This window comes from Streptomyces sp. NPDC051664 (assembly GCF_044453545.1).
Classification (GTDB): Bacteria; Actinomycetota; Actinomycetes; order Streptomycetales; family Streptomycetaceae; genus Streptomyces.
In genome coordinates, this window is record NZ_JBITCU010000004.1 from 217,753 (window position 1) to 242,156 (window position 24,404).

General features: G+C 70.6%; 20 protein-coding genes. 16 read left to right on the plus strand and 4 right to left on the minus strand.

Annotated features, from left to right (window positions below; genetic code table 11):
- The first annotated feature begins 163 nt into the window (after positions 1–163).
- From ACIA8E_RS10045 to ACIA8E_RS10055, 3 genes are all read left to right on the plus strand, one after another.
- On the plus strand, positions 164–712 hold the full coding sequence (locus ACIA8E_RS10045) for an SAV_6107 family HEPN domain-containing protein (RefSeq protein WP_399296355.1): 549 nt from the start codon (positions 164–166) through the stop codon (positions 710–712).
- A gap of 102 nt (positions 713–814) precedes the next feature.
- Positions 815–1,573: a methyltransferase gene (locus ACIA8E_RS10050; RefSeq protein WP_030919297.1), complete on the plus strand. Its 759-nt coding sequence runs from the start codon at positions 815–817 to the stop codon at positions 1,571–1,573.
- 316 nt (positions 1,574–1,889) lie between these two features.
- Positions 1,890–2,282 carry a DUF3040 domain-containing protein gene (locus ACIA8E_RS10055; protein ID WP_399296357.1) on the plus strand — a complete coding sequence of 131 codons (393 nt, stop codon included), beginning with the start codon at positions 1,890–1,892 and terminating at the stop codon, positions 2,280–2,282.
- A gap of 280 nt (positions 2,283–2,562) precedes the next feature.
- Here the strand turns inward: ACIA8E_RS10055 and ACIA8E_RS10060 are convergent, their stop codons facing one another.
- The 4 genes from ACIA8E_RS10060 to ACIA8E_RS10075 all read right to left on the minus strand — a co-directional run bounded on the left by ACIA8E_RS10060 (position 2,563) and on the right by ACIA8E_RS10075 (position 8,213).
- Positions 2,563–4,968 (minus strand): DUF3488 and DUF4129 domain-containing transglutaminase family protein, encoded by a 2,406-nt coding sequence (locus ACIA8E_RS10060; RefSeq protein ID WP_399296359.1) that lies wholly within the window; start codon positions 4,966–4,968, stop codon positions 2,563–2,565.
- Positions 4,965–6,353, minus strand: coding sequence for a DUF58 domain-containing protein (locus ACIA8E_RS10065; protein ID WP_399296361.1), 1,389 nt, complete (start codon positions 6,351–6,353; stop codon positions 4,965–4,967). Before ACIA8E_RS10065 ends, ACIA8E_RS10060 begins: the two co-directional genes overlap by 4 nt.
- Positions 6,353–7,408 carry an AAA family ATPase gene (locus ACIA8E_RS10070; RefSeq protein ID WP_399296363.1) on the minus strand — a complete coding sequence of 352 codons (1,056 nt, stop codon included), beginning with the start codon at positions 7,406–7,408 and terminating at the stop codon, positions 6,353–6,355. The genes ACIA8E_RS10065 and ACIA8E_RS10070 overlap by 1 nt, the downstream gene beginning before the upstream one ends.
- 241 nt (positions 7,409–7,649) lie before the next feature.
- The gene (locus ACIA8E_RS10075; protein WP_399296365.1) at positions 7,650–8,213 is read right to left on the minus strand and encodes a beta-class carbonic anhydrase; all 564 of its coding nucleotides are present in this window, start codon (positions 8,211–8,213) and stop codon (positions 7,650–7,652) included.
- Between the two features lie 380 nt (positions 8,214–8,593).
- On the opposite strand from ACIA8E_RS10075, the gene rsmH reads away from it, so the two are divergent.
- From rsmH to ACIA8E_RS10140, 13 genes are all read left to right on the plus strand, one after another.
- Positions 8,594–9,559, plus strand: coding sequence for a 16S rRNA (cytosine(1402)-N(4))-methyltransferase RsmH (rsmH, locus tag ACIA8E_RS10080; RefSeq protein WP_399296367.1), 966 nt, complete (start codon positions 8,594–8,596; stop codon positions 9,557–9,559).
- A gap of 49 nt (positions 9,560–9,608) precedes the next feature.
- Positions 9,609–10,229 (plus strand): septum formation initiator family protein, encoded by a 621-nt coding sequence (locus ACIA8E_RS10085; RefSeq protein WP_399296369.1) that lies wholly within the window; start codon positions 9,609–9,611, stop codon positions 10,227–10,229.
- Positions 10,230–10,233: 4 nt separating this feature from the next.
- Positions 10,234–12,219, plus strand: coding sequence for a penicillin-binding transpeptidase domain-containing protein (locus ACIA8E_RS10090; protein WP_399296371.1), 1,986 nt, complete (start codon positions 10,234–10,236; stop codon positions 12,217–12,219).
- An 18-nt stretch (positions 12,220–12,237) separates the two neighbouring features.
- A complete protein-coding gene (locus tag ACIA8E_RS10095; RefSeq protein WP_399296373.1) occupies positions 12,238–13,977 on the plus strand; it encodes a UDP-N-acetylmuramoyl-L-alanyl-D-glutamate--2,6-diaminopimelate ligase in 1,740 nt (579 codons plus the stop codon).
- A gap of 4 nt (positions 13,978–13,981) precedes the next feature.
- On the plus strand, positions 13,982–15,388 hold the full coding sequence (murF, locus tag ACIA8E_RS10100) for a UDP-N-acetylmuramoyl-tripeptide--D-alanyl-D-alanine ligase (RefSeq protein WP_399296375.1): 1,407 nt from the start codon (positions 13,982–13,984) through the stop codon (positions 15,386–15,388).
- On the plus strand, positions 15,385–16,455 hold the full coding sequence (gene mraY, locus ACIA8E_RS10105; protein WP_030919322.1) for a phospho-N-acetylmuramoyl-pentapeptide-transferase: 1,071 nt from the start codon (positions 15,385–15,387) through the stop codon (positions 16,453–16,455). Before murF ends, mraY begins: the two co-directional genes overlap by 4 nt.
- Positions 16,452–17,879, plus strand: a complete 1,428-nt coding sequence (gene murD / locus ACIA8E_RS10110) for a UDP-N-acetylmuramoyl-L-alanine--D-glutamate ligase (RefSeq protein ID WP_399296377.1) — start codon at positions 16,452–16,454, stop codon at positions 17,877–17,879. The genes mraY and murD overlap by 4 nt, the downstream gene beginning before the upstream one ends.
- Positions 17,880–17,992: 113 nt before the next feature.
- Positions 17,993–19,456: a putative lipid II flippase FtsW gene (gene ftsW, locus ACIA8E_RS10115; RefSeq protein WP_399296379.1), complete on the plus strand. Its 1,464-nt coding sequence runs from the start codon at positions 17,993–17,995 to the stop codon at positions 19,454–19,456.
- A gap of 6 nt (positions 19,457–19,462) precedes the next feature.
- Positions 19,463–20,557: an undecaprenyldiphospho-muramoylpentapeptide beta-N-acetylglucosaminyltransferase gene (gene murG, locus ACIA8E_RS10120; RefSeq protein ID WP_399296381.1), complete on the plus strand. Its 1,095-nt coding sequence runs from the start codon at positions 19,463–19,465 to the stop codon at positions 20,555–20,557.
- A 50-nt stretch (positions 20,558–20,607) separates the two neighbouring features.
- On the plus strand, positions 20,608–21,396 hold the full coding sequence (locus tag ACIA8E_RS10125) for a cell division protein FtsQ/DivIB (RefSeq protein ID WP_399296383.1): 789 nt from the start codon (positions 20,608–20,610) through the stop codon (positions 21,394–21,396).
- A 276-nt stretch (positions 21,397–21,672) separates the two neighbouring features.
- Positions 21,673–22,884, plus strand: coding sequence for a cell division protein FtsZ (gene ftsZ, locus ACIA8E_RS10130; protein ID WP_399296385.1), 1,212 nt, complete (start codon positions 21,673–21,675; stop codon positions 22,882–22,884).
- Complete coding sequence (gene pgeF / locus ACIA8E_RS10135; RefSeq protein ID WP_399296387.1) at positions 22,881–23,639, plus strand: peptidoglycan editing factor PgeF; 759 nt, start codon at positions 22,881–22,883, stop codon at positions 23,637–23,639. Before ftsZ ends, pgeF begins: the two co-directional genes overlap by 4 nt.
- A 6-nt stretch (positions 23,640–23,645) precedes the next feature.
- Positions 23,646–24,365: a YggS family pyridoxal phosphate-dependent enzyme gene (locus tag ACIA8E_RS10140; protein WP_399296389.1), complete on the plus strand. Its 720-nt coding sequence runs from the start codon at positions 23,646–23,648 to the stop codon at positions 24,363–24,365.
- The last annotated feature ends 39 nt before the right edge of the window (positions 24,366–24,404 follow it).

The following is a 24,404-nucleotide window of genomic DNA, read 5'->3' on the forward strand; positions in this document are numbered from 1 at the left end:
GACCCTCCCCTTTTAAACTGACTGGTCAGTACAAAAGATAGCTCGAACTCGCGAACGAGGCAAAAGGCCAGGTCAGGGGCTGATCGAGGTCGATTGTCAGTGGTGGGCCCCACGATGGATACATACGGCCACGGAGCCGTCACACGACGACAGGAGGTTCGTCATGGCCAACTCGTCCGCAGCTGCCGCCTCTCGGCGCCGCGCAGGCGGCCTTGCCCCCTCACCGACCGGCCCCGCCCCGTCATCGCGCGGTCCGGCGAACGACGTCCACCCGGTGCAGCGCCGCACCACCGCGCCGCCCGCCGCCCTCGATCTGCTGGCCCAGGCCCGCGGTGGCCTCGAAGAGGCCGCCGTGCTCGCCGTACCGAACGAGCGCTATGCCACCGCTCATCTCGCCGCGCTGCGCACAGCCGCCGCCGTGCTCGCCGCCCGCGGTCGGCCCGAAACGACCAGGCGACGCAGGGAGAGGATCCGCAGCGCCTGGGAAGTCCTCCCGGAGATCGCTCCGGAGCTCACCGAATGGAGCGCCCTGTTCGCTTCGGGGGCCCGCCGCAGGGCCCGGGCGGAAGCGGGCATACCGGGGGCGGCCAGCAGTCGCGACGCCGACGATCTGCTGCGCGACGCGGCCATGTTCCTGCGCCTGGTGGAGCGGCTCCTGGTGCTCCAGCCGACGCTCCCTCAGGCCCGGCAGGAGCGGCCCGACGCGGGATGACGGCGGCGGTGGCCCGAGGCAATAGGGTGGACAGCACCTGTATCACCTGCACCGTTCACGCTCCGCCGTCAGTGGCGGCACCGTGCCGAGGAGTCAACTGCCGTGTCGGATCAGCTGCGCCCCCGCGCCTCCCTCCGTACCGCCGTGGTCTGGGAGGTCCTGAAGGACGCTCTCGACCGTCAGGTCAAGGCGACCGGCAGGGACGCCCTGGACGTCCTGGACACCGGCGGCGGCACCGGAAACTTCGCGGTGCCGGTCGCCCGCCTCGGCCACCGGGTCACCGTCGTCGACCCCAGCCCCAACGCGCTCTTCGCACTGGAGCGCCGCGCCGCCGAGGCCGGGGTCGCCGACCGCGTCCGAGGCGTCCAGGGCGACATCCTCGGCCTCTTCGAGGTGGTCGAGCGCGGAGGTTACGACGCGGTGCTGTGCCATGGCGTCCTGGAGTACGTCGACGACCCCGCCGAGGGCGTACGCAACGCTGTCGACGCCCTCCGCCCCTCCGGTGAGCTCAGCCTGCTTGCCGCCGGACTCGGCGGCGCCGTCCTGGCCCGGGCGCTCGCGGGTCACTTCACCGAGGCCCGGCAGGCGCTCAGTGACCCGGCGGGCCGCTGGGGCGCAGGCGACCCGGTGCCCCGGCGGTACACCGCGGAGCAGCTCACCGAGCTTGTCTCCGCGGCCGACGTCGAGGTCGGCGCGGTCCACGGCGTACGGGTCTTCGCCGACCTCGTACCAGGTGTTCTGGTGGACACGGAGCCCGGCGCGATGGAGGCACTGCTGAAGCTGGAGACCGCGGTTGCGGAACTCCCGGCGTTCCGCTCGGTCGCGACCCAGCTGCACGTTCTGGGCACGAAGCGCGCCTGAGCCGCGGCCGGGGCCTGGCCGCCGGCAGTGCGGGACCGGGCCGATGCGCGGCGGCAGCGCGGCTGATCAGCGACGCAGCTGCAGATGGAGTACGCCACAGCCCCCCCGATCGGGGCGCAGTCACCGTATGATCGGGGGACACCATCCGGCATGACGGATCGGATGTTGGGGAATCTACGCCTCAGCAGCTGAGCCGTTGTGGCGGCCCGGACTGGCTGATTGGCGAACAGGGCGGGTTTCACGGGGGCGAATCCCTGCCTATCCTGGAAGGGCCGCATACCGGCCGCCCCCCGCGGCCGACGACGAGGAGGACTCCGTGCCGCTCTCGGAGCACGAGCAGCGAATGCTCGAGCAGATGGAGCGAGCGCTGTACGCCGAAGATCCCAAGTTCGCGACAGCGCTCGAGGGAAGCGGGCTGCGTACGTACACCCGGCGACGGGTCTACCAGGCGGTCGCAGGCTTCCTGGTGGGTATCGCGCTCCTCATGGCCGGAATGGTCGCCCAGCAGATCTGGATCAGCGTGGTGGGATTCCTCGTCATGCTGGGCTGCGCGGTCCTTGCGGTCACCGGTTGGCGCAAGGCTCCCAAGCCCGGCGAGCAGCAGGCGTCCGGGGACAAGGGCGAGCGCCGACACCCCAGGCAACGCCGAACCGTGATGAACCGGATCGAGCAGCGGTGGCAGCGCCGCCGTGACGGGCAGGGTCAGTAAGCGCTTCTGAACGTGTGCTGGTGAGGGGCGGCCGCATCATCGCGGCCGCCCCTCACCCATGTCTGCGCACCGCCTGCGCACCGCCTGCGCACCGCCTGCGCGCCGCTCGGCTGCACCGTCCTTCGATTTCCCCCCGTGGTCCCAAGGGCATACGAAGGCCTTCCCACCGGACAGCGGCCCATGCCGCTCACGGCGTTCGCTCCAACCCCTGGACGGGTCGAAAACGGGCCCGTCCGTCCGCGACGAGGTGGGAGCGCGGCCCGGTGACCGCGCCCCCTTCTCAGCCCCGCTGGCGGGACGGCCACCGCGGCAACCCGCGCCACCGCGCCGCCCACCGGCCGACGAGCGCGGACCAGCTTTCGGACGCCGCCCATATCACCCGAACGGCCGAACGTGGTGCCACCACCGCACGGTTCCGGGCGAAGCGGTCGGCGGAGGCCCGCACCCCGTCCCGCACCGTCTGCACGTCCTCGGCTAGCCCGGTGGCCGCCCGGGGCTGCGGGGCGTAGAGCACCTGTTCCACGGCCCCTGCCACCCGGTGCACGGCCGCGGCCTCGTCGGTGTCCAGCCGCCCCAGCCGTACCACCCGCGCTGCCGCCTTGCGCGGGGTCAGCGAGTCGTCGGGGCCGATGCCGTGGTCCCACGCCGTGTCAGTGATCTCCCGCCAGGCCGCCAGCGTTCTGGCCGTCGCGTCCGCCGGCGTACGCCCCGCGGACGAGTTCAGCCTGCGCGTACGCACCCGAACCCGCCAGAACAACGGCAGCAGCAGCAGCGCGAGCACCAGCAGGGCTGCCAGAACCACCAAGGCGATGGTGCCCACCGGCACCCCCGGGTCCTTCGGAGCCGTGACGCCCGGCGCCGTCGACGAGCCGCACTCGCCCTGCCTGCGAAGCTGTGGCGGGCAGCTGTCCGACGCGGACGGCGCGGCCGACGGCGCGGCCGAGACACTCGCCTGCGGACGGCTCGGGTTGGCCGAGCCGCCGGCGGGGGCGTCCGGCAGGGTGTACTCGGGCGCGCTGCCCCGCGTCGGGGTCGGTTCGAAGCGGGTCCAGCCGATGCCTTCGAAGTACAGCTCCGGCCAGGCGTGCGCATCGCGCAGCCCCACCGACACCGAACCGTCCGACTGCCCGGTGCCGGGCGTGAAGCCCACCGCGACCCGGGCCGGAATGCCGAGCGTCCGCGCCATCGCGGCCATCGTGAACGAGAAGTGGACGCAGAAGCCCCGCTTGGCCTTCAGGAACCGGCCGATCGCGGCCGAGCCGGTGCCGGAGGTCACCGAGGTGTCATAGCTGAAGCCGCCGTCCAAGGCGAAGAAGTTCTGCAGCTTCACCGCTCGCTCGTAGTTGTTGGTGGCACCCTTGGTCACCTGGTCCGCCGTCTCCTTGACGACCTTCGGCAGCGAGCCGGGTACCTGGGTGTACTCCCGCCGCATCGCGGCCGACGCCGGACCCGCCGCGGCGAGCTGATCCGCGGTCGGCTGCACCACCAGGCTGGAGACCCCGTACTGCGCCCCACGGGTCGTCTGGCCGCGGTCTCCGACGAGGGTGCGTCCCTCGGGCTCGTACCGCCAGTGCCCGCCGATCTTGATCTCGGTCGCGGGGTAAGGGAGCGGCAGGTAGGTCTGCTGGTACGAACGGGACGCGGAGATGTTCGACCTGATCTCCGTGACGGCGACGTCCGTGGCCAGGCCGTCCGGGGCGGGGAGCCGCTTCGGCACGTCCTGCAGGCTGCGCCGCGAGGGCCGCCACTCGCTCCCGGTGAACTGGTCCAGGGCCAGGATCCGCAGATAGAAGTCCTGTGGGCTACCGGAATTGGTGCGGTACGACATCACCTCCCGGTTCTCCGGCTGGTTCAGATCGTTCTGCAGCGAGACCAGCGGGTTCACCGCGGAGATCGTGCCGCCGCCCCCGCCCTTGCCGGACCCGCTCCCCGAACCGGCCAGCCAACCGCCGTTGAGTGCGGACGTCGGTACGACCAGGGCCATACCCAGCGCCAGCGCACCGATCCGCCACCCGGTGCGGGCCGGGGCGAGCGGCCGGCCGCCCGACATCTCGAGACCGGCTGCCAGACCGTTCGGTGACCGGCCCGCGCCGCCGAAGACCCGCCCCCACTGGGAGATCCGGTCCCGGCCCTCGGCCAGCAGCAGGAGCAGATAGCCGGAGGCCGCCAGCAGGAAGCACAGCCGGCCGGCACCGCCGCCGCCGGACAGTCCCGCGGCGACCGAGTAGAGCGCGAGGAGCGGCAGCCCGGCCGGAGCCGCGCTGCGGAACGTCACCGCGAGAGTGTCCACGGCAAGACCGATCAGCAGCACACCGCCGACCAGCATCAGCCGGATGCCGTCCGTCGCGGGCGCCGGGATGGCGTACCTCCCGACATCGTCCGCACCCGAGGTGAGCAGATCCGCGAGCCGCTGGACGGCCTCGGGACCGGGCAGGAAACCGACCAGGGCCTGCCCTCGGGCGAACACAACGGTCAGCAGTACCAGAGTGACCAGGAACTGCACCGTGACGATCAGCAGCCGCGGCAACGGCACCCGACGGGCGAGTGCGCCCACCCCGCTCTGGATCGCCAGCAGGAACGCGGCCTGCACGATCCAGGTGGCAGGGTTGACCAGCGGCCACATCGAACCCGCCGCCAACAGTGTCGCCGCAAAGGCGCACAGTGCCAGCCGACCACGACCGCTCATGACCATCCCCCGGTGAAACCTGTCGTACCGCCCGTGGCGCCGCCCGACAGGGCGGACTGCGTCACGGCGCTCTGCTGCCCCGCCAGCTGCCACAGCTCGGCGAGATCGGCCCCGGGCTTCACCAGGACCGCTGTCCAGCCCGATTCGCGCAGCAGCCGCAGCCGCTCCTCCGCCCCCGCGAGTGCGGCGCCGTGCGACTCTCCCTGCACCCAGGTGTCGCTGTCCAGCACGAACGCGACGGCGCCGCCGCTGCGCTGCCGCATCCGGGCCGCCACCGCCGCCTGCTCCTCGTCCAGATCGCCGAAGAAGGCGACCAGCAGCCCATGGTTGCCGCCGCGCAGCACGTCGTACGCGCGCGAAAGGCCGCCCCCGTCGGAGTGGTCGACGACCGCGAGCGTGTCCATCATCAGTCCCGCCGAGTCGGCGGACTCCTGGGTCGGGCCGGCGAAGCCGCCCTCGCCCTCGCCCGGTACCGAACTGCCGTCGTCGGTCAGCAGCCGCACCGCGAAGCCCCGCTCCAGCATGTGCACCAGCGCGGATGCGGCCCCCGACACCGCCCATTCGAAGGCCGAGTCGGGCCCGGTCCCCGCGTAGGCGATCCGCCGGGTGTCCAGCAGCACCGTGCATCTGGCCCGCTGCGGCTGCTCCTCGCGGCGCACCATCAGCTCGCCGTAGCGCGCGGTGGAGCGCCAGTGGACCCGGCGCAGATCGTCGCCGTGCCGGTAGCCGCGCGGAATCACGTCGTCCTCACCGGCCAGTGCCAGCGCGCGCTGCCGCCCCTCGCCGTACCCGGAGGCCTCGCCCGCCAGCCGGACCGGCGGCAGCGGCTCGGTCCGCGGGATGACGACCAGGGTGTCGTACGCGCTGAACGAGCGGGTCAGCTCGCACATCCCGAACGGATCGCTCAGCCGCAGCTGCAGCGGTCCGAGCGGATACCGCCCGCGCAGATCCGACCGCACCCGGTACGACACCTCGCGTCGGCCGCCCGCTTCCACCCGGTCCAGGACGAACCGGGGCCGCGGCCCGAGCACGTAGGGCACCCGGTCCTGCAGCATGAGCAGCCCGGTGGGCAGCCGCGACACGTTCTCGATCCGCAGGTGCACCCGCGCCTCGGTGCCCGCAGGCACCCGGGACGGGGAGAGCCGCCGGGTGCCCGCCACCCGGTAGCGGGTGCGGAACAGCACCGCCACGCAGACCAGAGGCAGCGTGGCGATCAGCAGCCCGACCCGCAGCAGGTCGCCCTGGCCCAGCACATACGCGCAGACCACAGCCGCGATCCCGGCCGCGAGGAAGGACCGCCCGCGTGTGGTGAGCCCGCCCAGCGCGGCCCGCAGACCGCCCTTGTCGTCGCCGTCGTTCATCGCGGCCGGCCCCCCTGCTGCCATCACACCCGCCGCATGCCGGGCGGCTGCTGCCGGCCGTACATCACAGGGCCCGGCTGGTGCTGCGGCGGCGCCGGGACGGTCGCACCGCCACCCGCGGTCGGCACGGGCGTCTGCTGCAGGATCTCCAGCACGACCTGCTCCGCGGTACGACGGTTCAACTGGGCCTGCGCGGTGGGCAGCAGCCGGTGCGCGAGCACCGCGACCGCCAGCGCCTGTACATCGTCGGGCAGGCAGTAGTCCCGCCCGCTCAGCGCCGCCGAGGCCTTTGCCGCGCGGAGCAGATGCAGCGTGGCGCGCGGCGAGGCGCCGAGCCTGAGATCCGGGTGGATACGGGTGGCCCCGACCAGCTCCACCGCGTACCGCCGCACGGATTCGGCCACATGGACCGTCCGTACCGCCTCGATCAGCTTCACGATGTCGTGGGCGTGTGCCACCGGCTGCAGGTCGTCGAGCGGCGAGACCCCGCCGTGCACATCGAGCATCTGCAGCTCGGCCTCCGCGCTGGGATAGCCGATCGACACCCGGGCCATGAACCGGTCACGCTGGGCCTCGGGCAGCGGATACGTGCCCTCCATCTCCACCGGGTTCTGGGTGGCCACCACCATGAACGGGTCCGGCAGTTCGTAACTGTGCCCGTCGATGGTGACCTGGCGCTCCTCCATCGACTCCAGCAGCGCGGACTGGGTCTTGGGCGAGGCGCGGTTGATCTCGTCGCCGATCACGATCTGGGCGAAGATCGCGCCCGGTTTGAATTCGAAGTCGCGCCGCTGCTGGTCGAAGATGGACACACCGGTGATGTCGGAAGGCAGCAGGTCCGGTGTGAACTGGATACGCCGCACGGAGCAGTCGATCGACCGCGCGAGCGCCTTGGCCAGCATGGTCTTGCCCACCCCGGGGACATCCTCGATGAGGAGATGCCCCTCTGCGAGCAGCACGGTCAGCGAAAGCCTAACGACCTCAGGCTTGCCCTCGATCACAGCCTCCACCGACCTGCGCACCCGCTCCGCTGTGGTCGTCAGATCTGTGAGGCTCGCTCGATCGTCATAGGTCGTCACCCGGCCCTCCTCGGCCCTGCCCCACGCTCTCAAGGAGCAGGGGATACCCCATTCACGGGCCGATGCGCTGGTAGTTGGCCCGGCCACCCCGAAAAACGGACCCCCGCCGGAACGGTCCGGTGGGATGTCACACCCGCATTCTTGTTGCCGTTACCGCTTCGTGTCACTCGCCTGTGGATAAGTGGGTGCGAAATGTCAGGGTCGGGGGCATTTTAGGTGCCCGAAAAAAAATCCGCGATCGTCAGATGACGGGGTGGATCTCGCGCAGCAAGCCGCTGGTCACGTCGAAGACGAAGCCGCGGACGTCATCGGTGTGCAGAAGGAACGGCGAGGTGCGGACACGCTGCATCGACTGCCGTACGTCCTGATCCGCGTCCTTGTACGCCTCCACCGCCCAGACCGGCCGCTGGCCGACCTCCACCTCCAGCTCCTGGCGGAACTCCTCGGTGATCGACTCGAGGCCGCAGTTGGTGTGGTGGATGAGTATGACGCTGCGGGTGCCGAGCGCCCGCTGGCTGATGGTCAGGGAGCGGATCACGTCGTCGGTGACCACGCCACCCGCGTTACGGATGGTGTGGCAGTCGCCGAGCGCCAGGCCGAGCGCGTCGTGGAGGTCGAGCCGGGCGTCCATGCAGGCGACCACGGCGACCCGCAGCACCGGCCGCGCGTCCATACCGGGATCGTTGAACTCGGCCGCGTAACGGATGTTCGCCTCGACCAGGTGGTCGGTGACCGTACCGCCGGTGCGGGCCTGGCCGGCAGCGGGTGCGGGGTGCTCAGCAGGGGACTGCGCGGAAGTCGACATGGATATGACGTTAACTGCCACGGTTCGCCTTGGCGTGCCGTGAGAAGGGACAAAGAACGTCAACGAGGCTTGTTGTGAGGTAAGCCACAAGCCTTAGGGCAGGTCACTCGGCCGAGTGAACAGAGGGCGGGGCGACGCGCTGCCGGGCTGATTGATCGGGAATCGATCGAATGGCAGGGTGGACTAAAGTGACGGGAAGTTACCGACACCTTGCACATTCCGAAGATTTCCCCTGTGTGCGCGGCGTACGTACGGCCCGGCCCTCTCCCGCTCGCCGGTCGGCCGACGCCACTTCCCCGGCGCCGGCGGACCTCCCCTTCCGAGCGGGCGGGGACCAGGCCGTACGTGCAGCCACACGGGACCTGAGCCTGAGAGGGCGCATGAGCCAGACCCGACACGTCCCGGTGATGCTCCAGCGATGCCTGGACCTGTTGGCCCCGGCTCTGGAGGTGCCGAGTCCGCACCAGCCCGTGGTCGTCGACTGCACCCTCGGTCTCGGAGGCCACAGCGAGGCCCTCCTCGCCGCCTTCCCGACCGCCCGGCTGATCGCGCTGGACCGGGACAAGGAGGCGCTGCGGCTCTCCGGCCAGCGGCTCGCCCCGTACGGTGACCGGGCCACGCTGGTGCACGCCGTCTACGACGAGCTGCCCGAGGTGCTCGCCCGGCTCGGCGTCCCCAAGGTCCAGGGCATCCTGTTCGACCTCGGCGTCTCCTCCATGCAGCTGGACGAGGCCGACCGCGGATTCGCGTACGCCCAGGACGCCCCGCTCGACATGCGGATGGACCAGACGACCGGCATCAGCGCGGCCGAGGTCCTCAACACGTACCCGCCGGGCGAGCTCGTCCGGATCCTGCGTGCGTACGGCGAGGAGAAGCAGGCCAAGCGGATCGTCTCCGCGATCGTGCGCGAGCGCGAGAAGAAACCGTTCAGCAACAGCGCCCGGCTGGTCGAGCTGATCCGTGACTCACTGCCGCAGGCCGCCAAGCGCACCGGCGGCAATCCCGCCAAACGGACCTTCCAGGCGCTGCGCATCGAGGTGAACGGCGAGCTCTCCGTCCTGGAGCGGGCGATCCCGGCTGCCGTGGGGGCCCTCGCCGTGGGCGGCCGGATCGCCGTCCTCTCGTACCACTCGTTGGAGGACCGGCTGGTCAAGCAGGTCTTCGCGGCAGGCGCGGCCAACACGGCGCCGCCCGGACTGCCCGTCGTCCCCGAGCGCTATCAACCGAGACTGAAGCTCCTGACCCGCGGTGCGGAGCTGCCCACGGAGGAGGAGGTCGCCGAGAACCGGCGCGCCGCCCCCGCCCGGCTGCGCGGCGCCCAGCGGATCCGCGAGGAGGAGCGATGAGCGCAGCCGGCCCGGCCGGTACGGCACCGGGAGAGGCCGAGGTGACGCGGTGAGCGGACCGGCCGGACAGCTCAAGGGGCGGGCCGCGAGGCTCGCCCGGCTGATGCCCTCCGGGTCCAGCAGCGCGGCCCGTACACCCTTCGTGCTGCTGGTCGTGCTGCTCCTCGGCGGCGGCCTGATCACCCTGCTGCTGCTGAACTCCGCGCTCAACGAGGGATCGTTCAGGCTGAGCGAACTGAGGAAGCGGACCACCGATCTCACCGACGAGGAGCAGGCCCTCCAGCGCGACGTCGACGGCCGCTCCGAGCCGGACGCACTGGAGCGGCGGGCCCGCGAGCTCGGCATGGTGCCCGGTGGCAGTCCCGCCTTCCTCAACCCCGACGGCACGGTCCGCGGCGCCCCCTCCGAGGCCGTCGCCCAGCGGACCCGGGCGCCCGCGGCCGCGCCGCCTGCCGGTGCCTCGCCGTCGAAATCCGTACCGCCCCCGGCCCCGCCGTCCGCTTCCGCCACGTCCCCGGCCCTGGCCGCCACGAAGCCCAGCACCTCGGCAGCCCCGCCCGTGCAACCGCCTGCCCCGGCCCTGCCCGCCACCAAGCCCAGCACCTCGGCAGCCCCGCCCGTACAACCGACTACCCCGGCACACCAGTCCTCGACCAGTCCCGGCAGGTGACGCAGTGCCCTCGAAGGAACCGCCGCGCCGCCGGGTCCCCGGCCCCGCGCGCCCCCGCAGCGCCGCAGCCGGCTCGGGCCGCCCCCGGCCCGCCGCCCGCCGCCCGTCGTCGCAGGTCCCGCGCGGCCGCGCCCCGCGGGGGCAGTCGGCGCGCCCGCTGCGCCTCGGCAGCCCGCGCCCCCGGCTCCGCCTGGTCAGCCTGGGGCTGACACTCGTCATGCTGGCGTTTGTCGTCCGGCTCCTCCAGGTCCAGGCCGTCGACGCCAGTGCGTACGCCGCCAAGGCCGAGGAGAACCGCTACCTCGAGTACACGGTCTCCGCCGAGCGCGGCGAGATCACCGACCGCAGCGGCATCGCTCTGGCCATCAGCGTCGACGCGTACGACATCACCGCCGACCCCAAGATGTTCACGCCCGAGGACAGCAAGGCCCCGGACGCTCCGCAGCAGGCCGCGGCCCTCCTCGCCCCCATCCTCGGCGTCGACGCCGAGGAGCTGACGAAGAAGCTGTCGAAGCCGAAGAGCCGGTACGCCGTCCTGGCGCGCCGCCAGACCCCACAGGTCTGGAAGCAGATCAAGGACCTCAAGTCAGTCTTCGCCGAGAAGGCCCAGAAGGACAGGGCGAACGGCGGCCCCGGAGCCAATGTGCTGGCCGGCGTCTTCCAGGAGTCGACCACCAAACGGGTCTATCCCAACGGTGGGCTGGCCGCCGGGATACTGGGCTACGTCAACGCCGAAGGCAAGGGTGCGGGCGGCCTCGAATCGCAGCTGGACAAGGAGCTCGCGGGCGAGGACGGAAAGATCAAGTACGCCCAGTCCGGCGGCCGACGGGTGCCCACCGCGGGCACCAAGGAGGTTCCGGCCGTCGCCGGTTCCGACATCGAGCTGACCATCGACCGTGACATCCAGTGGGCCGCCCAGAAGGCCATCTCGGACCAGGTGAAGAAGTCCAAGGCGGACCGAGGCTATGTGATCGTGCAGAACACCAGGACCGGCGAGGTCCTCGCCATGGCCAACGCCCCGGGCTTCGACCCCAACGACCTCTCGCAGGCCGACGCGGCGTCGCTGGGAAACGCGGCCGTGCAGGACGTGTACGAACCCGGCTCCACCAGCAAGGTCATGTCCATGGCCGCCGTCCTGGAGGAGGGGGTGGCCACCCCCGGTACCCATGTCACCGTCCCCAACCGGCTCCACCGCGGCGACCGGCTCTTCAAGGACGACATCGACCACGCCACCTGGTACCTGACGCTCAACGGCGTACTCGCCAAGTCCAGCAACATCGGCACCATCCTGGCCACCGGACAGCTCGGCAAGACGCAGGCAGAGGCCAACAAGGTCCTCTACTCGTACCTGCGCAAATTCGGCATCGGCAGCCCGACCGGACTGGACTACCCGGGCGAGACGCCCGGCATCCTCGCCAAGCCGCAGGACTGGTCGACCTCGCAGCAGTACACGATCCCGTTCGGCCAGGGACTCTCGCTCAACGCCATGCAGGCCGCCTCGGTCTACTCGACGATCGCCAACGGCGGTGTCCGGATCCAGCCCACCCTGGTCCGCGGCACCAAGGGCGCCGACGGCCGCTTCACCCCCGTGACCACCCCCGAACAGACCCGGGTGATCAGCGAGAAGACCGCGAAATCGCTCGCGGGCATGCTGGAGTCGGTGGTCGGTGACGAGGAGGGCACCGGTACCAAGGCCCGTATCCCCGGCTACCGGGTCGCGGGCAAGACCGGCACGGCCAACCGGGTCGATCCGGTCCGCGGCGGATACCACGGCTACACCGCGTCCTTCGCGGGCTTCGCGCCCGCCGACAAGCCGCAGATCACTGTCTACTGCGCGATCCAGAACCCGACGAAGGGCAGCTACTTCGGCGGCCAGATCTGCGGTCCCATCTACAAACAGGTCATGGAGTTCGCGCTGAAGACGCTCCAGACCGCACCGTCCGGCAGCGGGTCCGCCCGCCTGCCGGTGTCCTTCCAGCCCGGCGAGTGAACTCGGGGTAATCAGCCAGTGACAACCATCACCCCCGATCCCGGGAACCGGAACGGGAACCACCCGGGAGCGGCCCCCTCACTTCGCGAGAGGCCGGGTGCGCCCGGTACGCTCACCGCCGTGCCCCACGCTGAACAGTCCCAAACCATCCAGAAGGACGCCCCTGTGAACTACCCGGGAGCGCCCCGCCCGGATCGGCTCCGGCCGACCGCCCTCGGCGAGCTGGCAGCCCGGCTGGGAGTCGAATCGCCCGGATCCGGCGAGGTCACCGGCATCACCCATGACTCACGGGCGGTACGGCCCGGCGATGTGTACGCGGCGCTGCCCGGCGCCCGCGTCCACGGCGCCGACTTCGTCGCCCAGGCGGCCGGCCTCGGCGCGGCGGCGGTCCTCACCGACCCGGGGGGCGCCGAGCGCGCCGCCGCCACCGGACTGCCGGTACTGGTCACCGATAACCCGCGCGGCCGGATGGGCGAACTCGCCGCGGAGATCTACGGGCGGCCCGGCGCCGGCCTCCTGCAGATCGGCATCACCGGCACGTCCGGGAAGACCACCACCGCGTATCTCATCGAGGGTGGCTTCCGGGGCGCCGGACGCAGCACCGGGCTGATCGGCACCGTGGAGACGCGGATCGGCGACGAGCGCATCAAGTCCGAGCGCACCACCCCCGAAGCGACCGACCTCCAGGCCCTGTTCGCCGTCATGCGCGAGCGCGGCGTCGACGCGGTCACCATGGAGGTCTCCAGCCACGCGCTGGTGCTCGGCCGGGTCGACGGCTGTGTCTTCGACGTCGCCGTCTTCAACAACCTCAGCCCGGAGCACATGGAGTTCCACTCCGGCATGGAGGACTACTTCGCGGCCAAGGCTCAGCTGTTCACCCCGGAGCGCAGCCGGCGGGGCGTCGTCAACTTCGACGACGAGTACGGCCGCAGGCTGATCACCGGTGCGTCCGTTCCGGTCGTCACCTTCTCCGCCGAGGGCCACCTGGACGCCGACTGGCGCGCCGAGGACGTCGAAGTCGGCCCGCTGGGCTCCACCTTCACCGTTGTCGGCCCCAAGGGCGAGCGGATCACCGCCAGGGCCCCGCTGCCCGGCCCGTTCAATGTCGCCAACTCCCTCGCAGCGATCGTCACCCTGGCCGTCGCGGGCATCGACCCGCAGACCGCGGCCGACGGGGTCGCCGCCGTCCCCGGAGTCCCCGGCCGGCTGGAGCGCGTCGACGCCGGACAGCCGTACCTCGCGCTCGTCGACTACGCGCACAAGACCGACGCCGTCGAGTCCGTCCTGCGCTCCCTGCGCAAGGTCACCGAGGGCAAACTGCACATCGTGCTCGGCTGCGGTGGCGACCGCGACACGACAAAACGCGGACCGATGGGGGCGGCAGCTGCCCGGCTCGCCGACACCGCCGTGCTGACCTCCGACAACCCCCGCTCCGAGGACCCTCTGGCCATCCTCGCCGCGATGCTCTCGGGCGCCGCCGAGGTGCCCGTCCACGAGCGCGGCGAGGTCCTGGTCGACGCCGACCGGGCGGCCGCCATCGCCACCGCGGTCGCCCGCGCCCTGCCCGGTGACACCGTGCTGATCGCCGGCAAGGGCCACGAGCAGGGCCAGGACATCCACGGGGTGGTACGCCCCTTCGACGACCGTACGGTGCTGCGCGCGGCCATCGCCCGGTCCCTGGGGCGGGAGAGCGCCGACGACGCCCCCGAGGACACCCCGGACCTCGCCCACACCCACGAGAACAACAGTCAGGGATGACCAAGTGATCGCCCTTACCCTCGCCGAGATCGCCGATATCGTCGGCGGGCAGTCGTACGACATACCGGATCCGGCAGCGACCGTCAGCGGACCTGTCGTCATCGACTCCCGAGCGGTGGAGCAAGGCAGCCTGTTCGTCGCCTTCGCCGGCGAGCGGGTCGACGGCCACGACTATGCGCAGCGCGCCGTCGAGGCGGGCGCGGCAGCCGTACTGGCCGCCCGCCCCGTCGGCGTCCCGGCCATCGTCGTCGACGACGTCATCGTCGCGCTCGGCGCCCTGGCCCGGGCCGTCGTCGGACGGCTCGGCACCGCCGTCGTCGCTCTCACCGGCTCCGCGGGCAAGACCTCCACCAAGGACCTGATCGCCCAACTCCTGGAGCGCAAGGGTCCCACCGTCTTCCCCGCGGGCAACCTCAACAACGAGATCGGACTGCCGCTCACCGCCCTGCGCGCCACCGAGAGCACCCAGCACCTCGTCCTCGAGATGGGTGCGCGCTACATCGGTGACATCCGCTACCTCACCGGACTGATCCCGCCGCGGATCGGCCTCGTCCTCAACGTCGGCACCGCGCACATCGGCGAGTTCGGCGGCCGCGAGCAGATCGCCATCGCCAAGGGCGAGATGGTCGAGTCGCTCCCCGAGGACGGAGTCGCCGTCCTCAACGCCGACGACCCGCTCGTGCGCGCCATGTCCTCCCGTACGAAAGCCCGGGTGCTGCTCTTCGGCGAAGCCGCGGATGCGGACGTACGGGGAGAGAAGGTCCGTCTCACCGACGACGGCCGCCCCGCTTTCACGCTCCACACACCCACCGGGTGCAGCGATGTGACCATGCGCCTGTACGGTGAGCACCACGTGTCGAACGCGCTCGCCGCGGCCGCCGTCGCCCATGAGTTGGGCCTGTCCGCAGACGAGATCGCCGAAGCGCTCTCCGAGGCGGGCACCCTCTCCCGCTGGCGTATGGAGGTCACCGAGCGTCCGGACGGCGTGACGTTCGTCAATGACGCCTACAACGCGAACCCCGAATCCATGCGAGCAGCGCTGCGCGCGCTGGTCGCCATGGGGAAGGGCCGGCGTACGTGGGCGGTGCTCGGCCCCATGGCCGAGCTCGGCGACGCCTCGCTCGCCGAGCACGACGCGGTCGGACGGCTCGCCGTCCGGCTCAACGTCAGCAAGCTCGTCGCGGTCGGGGGCCGAGAAGCCTCCTGGCTGCAACTGGGCGCATACAACGAGGGTTCGTGGGGTGAGGAGTCGGTGCACGTGTCCGACGCACAGGCTGCCGTCGACCTGTTGCGCAGTGAACTGCGCGCGGGAGACGTCGTGCTGGTGAAGGCGTCCCGGTCGGCCGGCCTGGAAAAGGTCGTCCAGGCACTGCTGGAGAACTCGACCGAGGGCGAGGTCACCGGCCGATGAGGCAGATCCTCTTCGCGGGGGCCATCGGCCTCTTCCTGACCCTGGTCGGTACCCCGCTGCTGATCAAGCTCCTGGCCCGCAAGGGATACGGGCAGTTCATCCGCGACGACGGCCCGCGCAGCCACGGCAGCAAGAAGGGCACGCCCACCATGGGCGGCATCGCCTTCATCCTGGCCACGCTGATGGCGTACGTCCTGGCGAAGGTGATCACCGGCGAGCAGATGCGCTTCTCCGGTGTGCTGGTCCTGTTCCTGATGACCGGCATGGGCCTTGTCGGGTTCCTCGACGACTACATCAAGATCGTCAAGCAGCGTTCGCTCGGTCTGCGGGCCAAGGCGAAGATGGCCGGCCAGCTGATCGTCGGCATCGCCTTCGCGGTGCTGTCGCTGCAGTTCGCCGATGGCCGCGGCAACACCCCGGCCTCCACGAAGCTGTCGTTCGTCACGGACTTCGGCTGGTCGATCGGCCCGGTGCTGTTCGTCGTCTGGGCGCTGTTCATGATCCTCGCCATGTCCAACGGCGTGAATCTGACGGACGGTCTGGACGGTCTGGCCACCGGCGCCTCCGTGATGGTCTTCGGCGCGTACACCTTCATCGGGCTGTGGCAGTTCCAGGAGTCCTGCGCCAACGCGGTCTCCCTGACCAACCCCAACGCCTGCTTCGAGGTCCGCGACCCCCTCGACCTCGCCGTCGTCGCCTCCGCGCTGATGGGCGCCTGCTTCGGCTTCCTGTGGTGGAACACCTCGCCCGCCAAGATCTTCATGGGTGACACCGGTTCGCTGGCACTCGGCGGCGCGCTCGCGGGTCTCGCGATCTGCTCCCGCACCGAGTTCCTGATGGCCATCCTCGGCGGCCTCTTCGTGATGATCACCATGTCCGTGGTCATCCAGGTCGGCTCCTTCAAGATGACCGGCAAGCGGGTCTTCCGGATGGCGCCGCTCCAGCACCACTTCGAACTCAAGGGCTGGTCCGAAGTCCTTGTCGTGGTCCGTTTCTGGATCATCCAGGGCATGTGTGTGATCGTCGGACTCGGTCTCTTCTACGCAGGGTGGGCAGCCGCCAAGTGAGCAACCAGGACTGGCAGGGCAAGCACGTCACCGTCGCGGGGCTCGGTGTCAGCGGTATCCCCGCCGCCCGTGTCCTGAACGGCCTCGGCGCCGTCGTCACCGTGGTCAACGACGGTGACGACGAGCGCTCCCGTGCGCAGGCCGCCGAGCTGGAGGCGCAGGGAATCACCGTGCGCCTCGGCGACGGGGTGACCCTGCCCGAGTCCACCGAGCTCATCGTCACCACCCCCGGCTGGAAGCCCGACAAGCCGCTCTTCGCAGCAGCCGCCGAGGCGGGCGTCCCGGTCTGGGGCGACGTCGAGCTCGCCTGGCGGCTGCGCGGCCACGACGGCAGGGAACCGGCCCCCTGGCTCGCGGTCACCGGCACCAACGGCAAGACCACGACCGTACGGATGCTCGCCTCGATCCTGGAGGCGGCTGGGCTGCGCACGGCGGCCGTCGGCAACATCGGGGTCTCCCTGCTGGACGCGGTGCTCGGCGACGAGACGTACGACGTACTCGCCGTCGAGCTCTCCAGCTACCAGCTGCACTGGGCACCCTCGCTGCGCGCCCACTCCGCGGTCGTCCTCAACCTGGCGCCCGACCATCTCGACTGGCACGGCTCCATGGAGGCGTACGTCGCGGACAAGGGGCGGATCTACGAGGGCAACCGGATCGCCTGCGTGTACAACGCGGCCGACAAGGCCACCGAGGACCTGGTCAGGCAGGCGGACGTCGAGGAGGGCTGCCGCGCCATCGGCTTCACCCTCGGGACCCCCGGACCGTCCCAGCTGGGCGTCGTCGACGGCATCCTCGTCGACCGGGCCTTCGTGACCAACCGGCAGAAGCAGGCACAGGAGCTCGCAGAGGTCGGGGACGTCAACCCGCCCGCCCCGCACAACATCGCCAACGCCCTGGCGGCCGCGGCACTGGCCCGCGCGTTCGGCGTCGAGCCCAGGGCGGTACGGGACGGACTGCGGGCCTTCAGCCCCGACGCGCACCGCATCGAGCATGTCGCGGACGTCGCCGAAGTCGCGTACATCGACGACTCCAAGGCCACCAACACCCATGCCGCGGAGGCCTCCCTCGCGGCATACGACCCGATCGTCTGGATCGCCGGCGGCCTCGCCAAGGGCGCCGCCTTCGACGAGCTGGTGAGCGGGGCGGCGAAGCGGCTGCGCGGCGTCGTGCTGGTGGGCCGCGACCGGGCACTGATCCGCGAAGCCCTCACGCGACACGCCCCCGAGGTCCCGGTCGTCGACCTCGACCGGACCGACACTGGGGCGATGTCCGAGGCGGTCCGCGAGGCGGCACGGCTCGCCCGGCCGGGAGACACCGTACTGATGGCCCCGGCCTGCGCCTCGATGGACATGTTCGCCAATTACAACAAGCGGGGCGAGGCATTCGCGGACGCGGTCCGCGCACTCGCCGACGAGAGCGCCTGACGGGCCCGGCCGCCGCGCCGTACTGTCCCGGAGACCCGGGTACGAGCGGCTCCGCCGCGCGCCCCGGCCCTCGGCAGCAGCCCCGGGCACGAGCAGTGGAGGGGACAGCGACAATGCCGGCCGACGAGAGCTCCGCCGCGCGCGGCACAGGCCGCTCACAGGCGACCGCGGCGATCAGCCGGGCGCTCGCCCCACCCCTCCTCGCCTCCGCCCGCCTGGCAGGGCCCCCGGCGCCTGCCGGCCTCGCTCTGCGCGGCAGGCTGGCGGCGGGTGCCGGGCGGCGGCCCGCGGTGCCGCGCTCCAGGGGCGGCCACGACGGCTCCGGCCCACGCGCTCCCCGCAGCAGCGGTGTACGGCGGATGTACGAGCAGGCGCACCGGGCCTGGGACCGCCCGCTGACCGCGTACTACCTGATCCTCGGCGCCGGCCTGCTGATCACCGTGCTCGGCCTGGTGATGGTCTACTCCGCCTCGATGATCAAGGCGCTGGAGCTGGACAAGCCCGGCACGTATTTCTTCCGTAAACAGTTCCTCGCCGCCGTCATCGGCTCCGCGCTGCTGGTGATCGCCTCCCGGATGCCCGTCAAGCTCCACCGGGCGCTCGCCTACCCGCTGCTCATGGGCACGGTCTTCCTGATGGTGCTGGTCCAGGTGCCGGGGATAGGGATGTCGGTCAACGGCAACCAGAACTGGCTCTATCTGGGCGGCCCCTTCCAGCTCCAGCCCAGCGAGTTCGGCAAGCTGGCCCTGATCCTCTGGAGCGCCGATCTGCTCGCCCGCAAACAGGACAAGCGGCTGCTGACGCAGTGGAAGCACATGCTGGTGCCGCTCGTCCCGGTCGCCTTCATGCTCCTCGGGCTGATCATGCTCGGCGGGGACATGGGAACTGCGATCATTCTCACCGCGATCCTCTTCGGCCTGCTCTGGCTGGCCGGGGCGCCCACCCGGCTCTTCGCCGGGGTGCTCGCCGTAGCGGGAGTCCTTGCCTTCCTGCTGATCAAGACCAGTCCGAACCGGATGTCACGCCTCAGCTGCATGGGGGTCAGCGAACCTGGCCCCGACGGCTCGTGCTGGCAGGCGGTGCACGGCATCTACGCTCTGGCGTCCGGCGGATGGTTCGGATCCGGGCTGGGTGCGAGTGTGGAAAAATGGGGCCAACTGCCCGAACCTCACACCGACTTCATCTTCGCCGTCACCGGGGAGGAACTGGGGTTGGCGGGGACGCTGTCGGTGCTCGCCCTCTTCGCGGCTCTAGGCTATGCGGGTATCCGCGTGGCCGGACGCACGGAGGACCCCTTCGTGAGGTACGCCGCGGGAGGTGTGACCACCTGGATCACGGTCCAGGCCGTGATCAACATCGGTGCGGTGCTCGGCCTGCTGCCGATCGCCGGGGTCCCTCTCCCGCTGTTCTCCTACGGAGGATCGGCCCTGCTGCCGACCATGTTCGCTGTCGGGCTGCTGATCGCGTTCGCGCGAGAGGAACCCGCCGCGAAGGCGGCCCTGGCCATGCGGAGGCCCGGGGTGAGATGGAAGACGATGAGACGGCGCGTCAAGAAGCGTCCGTCCGGAGAGCGGTGAATTTCGGTGCATGTCGTACTCGCCGGTGGGGGGACCGCCGGCCACATCGAGCCCGCGCTTGCCCTCGCGGATGCCCTGCGCAGGCAGGACCCGAGCGTGGGAATCACTGCCCTGGGCACGGAGCGCGGACTCGAGACCAGGCTCGTACCCGAGCGGGGGTACGAACTGGCGCTGATCCCGGCCGTTCCGCTGCCGCGCAAGCCCACCCCCGAACTGATCACTGTCCCGGGGCGGCTGCGCGGCACCATCAAGGCCGCCGAGCAGATCCTGGAGCGCACCAAGGCGGACTGCGTGGTCGGCTTCGGCGGCTATGTCGCCCTGCCCGGCTACCTGGCCGCCAAGCGGGTCGGGGTGCCGATCGTCGTCCATGAGGCGAACGCCCGGCCGGGCCTGGCCAACAAGATCGGTTCCCGGTACGCGCACGGGGTCGCCGTGTCCACCCCGGACAGCAAGCTGCGCGGTGCCCGCTACATCGGCATCCCGCTGCGCCGCACCATCGCCACCCTGGACCGGGCCCGGGTCCGCCCGGAGGCGCGAAACGCGTTCGGCCTCGACCCCAACCTGCCGACGCTGCTGGTCTCCGGCGGTTCGCAGGGCGCCCGCCACCTCAACGAGGTGATCCAGCGGGTCGCCCCGCTGCTGCAGCGCTCCGGGATCCAGATCCTGCACGTGGTCGGCCCGAAGAACGAATTGCCGCGCATCGACAACATGCCCGGGATGCCGCCCTACGTCCCGGTACCGTACGTGGACCGGATGGATCTCGCGTACGCCGCGGCCGACATGATGCTCTGCCGCGCGGGCGCGATGACCGTCGCCGAACTCTCCGCCGTCGGGCTTCCCGCCGCCTACGTCCCGCTGCCGATCGGCAACGGCGAACAGCGGCTCAACGCCCAGCCGGTGGTCAACGCCGGCGGCGGAGTGCTGGTGGACGACGCGGCGCTCACCCCCGAGTGGGTGCAGAGCAACGTCCTCCCGGTGCTTGCGGATCCGCACCGTTTGTATGAAATGTCCCGCGCCGCCGCCGAGTTCGGCCGCAGGGATGCCGACGACCTGCTCGTCGGCATGGTGTACGAGGCGATTGCCGCACGCCGCAACGCGTGAGGCGGGCGGGTCCGGGGGCGTCGCCCCCGGACCCGGCATAAGGAGCGAGCGTGGCCGGACCGACGACCGCCCGGCGCGGTGCAGGGCAGCAGCAGGACGACCCGGCCCGCCCGCCGCGCCCCACCAGGCGCAGACTGCCCAGCCGCAGACTGCTGATCGTGATCACCGTCGGCGTCCTGCTGCTCGCTTCGGGCTCCGTCTGGACGCTCTACGGCTCGTCCTGGCTCCGGGCCGAACAGGTCACGACCACCGGTGTCGACGTACTGACCCCGGCCGAGGTGGAGGCCGCCGCTGCGGTGCCGATCGGGGCCCCGATGGTCTCCGTGGACACGGGCGCCGTCGCGGACCGGTTGCGCCAGAAGTTGCCTCGTATCGACTCGGTGGATGTCGTACGGTCATGGCCGCACGGCATCGGACTTAAAGTGACTGAACGCAAACCGGTCCTGTTGATGAAAAAGGACACAAAGTTCATTGAAGTGGACGTGAAAGGTGTCCGTTTCGCCACGGTGGACAGGGCGCCGAAGCGCGTTCCGCTGCTGGAGCTGACCCCCGATCAGTCTGCGAGTCTGCGCCGCTTCGGCAGCGGCCGGCTGGTGCGGGAAGCGGTCCGGGTCGCGGGTGAACTTCCCGGCGCAGTTGCCAAGGACACCCAGGTCGTGCGGGTCACCTCGTACGATTCGATCTCCCTGGAGCTGACCGGTCACCGCACGGTGGTCTGGGGCAGCGGCGAAGAGGGGCCGGTGAAGGCAAGAGTCCTCACCGCTCTCATGAAAGCGGCTCCCAAAGCGGGACACTTCGACGTGAGTGCACCCACCGCTGCTGCGGTGTCGGGCAGTTGACGTGCATTTGGCCTGGCCAGCACCCTGGTTGGTCAGCGCTACGGGTGATCACATAGGGTGAAAAGAAAAACGGGAGGTTCGGCGTGTTCGTTGAACGTGCGCCACTTGTCGACTTAGTGTCCTGTTCGGAAGAGTCCAAGAAGCAGACACACTGGTAACCCTAAACTTCAACGTTAGGGTTTGGGTCGGCGTTCGGACCGTCCCAATCGGCATCAGTCGTCGCGGCGGGAGATCCGCGAAGCGACGACACGTAACTCGAGGCGAGAGGCCTTCGACGTGGCAGCACCGCAGAACTACCTCGCAGTCATCAAGGTCATCGGTGTCGGCGGCGGTGGTGTCAATGCCATCAACCGAATGATCGAGGTCGGTCTCAAGGGCGTCGAGTTCATCGCGATCAACACTGATGCGCAAGCCCTGTTGATGAGCGACGCCGACGTCAAGCTCGACGTCGGCCGTGAACTCACCCGCGGCCTCGGGGCCGGGGCCAACCCGGCCGTCGGTCGTAAGGCGGCAGAGGACCACCGTGAGGAGATCGAGGAGGTCCTCAAGGGGGCCGACATGGTCTTCGTCACCGCCGGAGAGGGCGGCGGCACCGGCACCGGCGGCGCACCCGTCGTCGCCAACATCGCGCGCTCGCTCGGCGCCCTCACGATCGGTGTGGTCACCCGCCCGTTCACCTTCGAGGGCCGGCGCCGCGCGAACCAGGCGGAGGACGGCATCGCCGAGCTCCGCGAAGAGGTCGACACCCTCATCGTCATTCCCAACGACCGACTGCTGTCCATCTCGGACCGCCAGGTCAGCGTGCTCGACGCGTTCAAGTCGGCCGACCAGGTACTGCTCTCGGGCGTCCAGGGCATCACCGATCTCATCACCACCCCGGGTCTGATCAACCTCGACTTCGCCGACGTCAAGTCGGTCATGTCCGAGGCCGGATCGGCGCTCATGGGCATCGGCTCGGCCCGCGGCGACGACCGCGCGGTGGCCGCGGCCGAGATGGCGATCTCCTCGCCGCTCCTGGAGGCGTCCATCGACGGCGCCCGTGGTGTCCTGCTCTCCATCTCCGGCGGCAGCGACCTCGGTCTCTTCGAGATCAACGAGGCCGCCCAGCTGGTGAGTGAGGCGGCCCACCCGGAGGCGAACATCATCTTCGGTGCGGTCATCGACGACGCGCTGGGCGACGAGGTGCGGGTCACCGTGATTGCTGCGGGCTTCGACGGCGGACAGCCGCCGGCCCGTCGCGAGAACGTCCTCGGTGCGGGCGCCGGCAAGCGCGAGGAGCAGGCTACGCCGGTCCGGTCCGCCGAGCCGGTGCGCCAGTCCGGCGGGCTCGGTTCCGTGCCTGTCCGCGAGGAGACCCCGGCCGAGTCCGTACCGGTGGCGAACGAGACCTCGATGTCGCCGGTCTCCCAGCCGCACGTCCCGCCGGCCCGTCCCTCCTACCAGGACACCCAGGCCGAAGAGCTGGATGTTCCGGACTTCTTGAAGTGATAGGCCGGCACCACGCAGTGACCGCAGTGTCCTCCGTGTCCTCGGGGGGTGGCGCTCACTTCGCCTTCACCGACAGGTGGGGTGGGGTGAGCGCCGCTCCGTACGGGGAGCTCAACCTCGGCGGCGCGGTCGGGGACGACTCCGCCGCCGTTCTCGCCAATCGAGAGCGCGCCGCCGGCAGCCTCGGTCTCGACCCGGCGCAGGTTGTCTGGATGAACCAGGTGCACGGGCGGGACGTGGCGGTGGTCGACGGGCCCTGGCCGGACGGTTCCGAGATTCCCGCGGTGGACGCGGTGGTGACCGCGCGACGCGGACTCCCGCTCGCCGTGCTCACCGCCGACTGCACCCCCGTACTCCTCGCCGACCCGGTCGCCGGGATCGCGGCGGCGGCACACGCCGGCCGCCCCGGTCTGGTCGCCGGAGTCGTCCCCGCCGTGGTCGAGGCCATGGTGACGCTCGGTGCGGAGCCCTCCAGGATCACCGCGCACACCGGCCCGGCCGTCTGCGGCCGGTGTTACGAAGTCCCGGCGGAGATGCGGTCCGAGGTCGCCGAGGCAGTTCCCGGATCGTGGTCCGAGACCAGCTGGGGGACGCCGGCCGTGGATGTCACCGCCGGGGTCCATGCCCAGCTCGAAGCCCTCGGGGTGCGGGACCGGCACAAGTCGCTCGCCTGCACCCTGGAATCGGGCGACCACTTCTCGTACCGCCGCGACCGCACCACCGGGCGGCTCGCCGGATATGTCTGGTTGGACTGATAGGGCATGACGGACCGTAAGGCTCAACTCGCAGAAAATCTGGCACAGGTGGAGCAACGTATTGCTTCCGCCTGTGCCGCCGCCGGCCGCAAAAGGGAAGAAGTGACCCTCATCGTGGTCACGAAGACCTATCCCGCGAGCGATGTGCGAATCCTGCATGAACTCGGTGTGCGTCATGTTGCGGAGAATCGTGACCAGGATGCGGCACCCAAGGCAGCCACTTGTGCGGATCTGTCGCTCACATGGCACTTTGTCGGACAACTGCAGACGAACAAGGTTCGTTCTGTGGCGAGTTATGCGGATGTCGTGCAGTCGGTCGACCGGGCCAAGTTGGTCACGGCCCTCTCGGCCGCCGCCGTGAACGGTGGGCGCGAACTCGGGTGTCTCATCCAGGTCGCCCTCGACGCGGAGAGCGGCGAGCGCGGTGACCGGGGCGGCGTGGCGCCGGACGGGATCGAGGAGTTGGCCGGCGCGCTTGCCGCCGCGCCGGGGCTCCGGCTCGACGGTCTGATGACCGTGGCCCCGCTCGCCGGACCGTACGCCGGGCGGCAACGCGCGGCATTCGACCGGCTGATGGAATTCTCATCCCGCCTGCGCGGGAACCATCCGGCTGCGAACATGGTCTCTGCAGGGATGAGCGCGGACCTCGAGGAAGCGGTTGCGGCCGGAGCGACACATGTGCGCGTCGGTACTGCGGTACTCGGAGTCCGACCCGGGCTCGGGTAACGTCGCCAAGCAAGTCGGACCACAGCAGAAAATATGGTC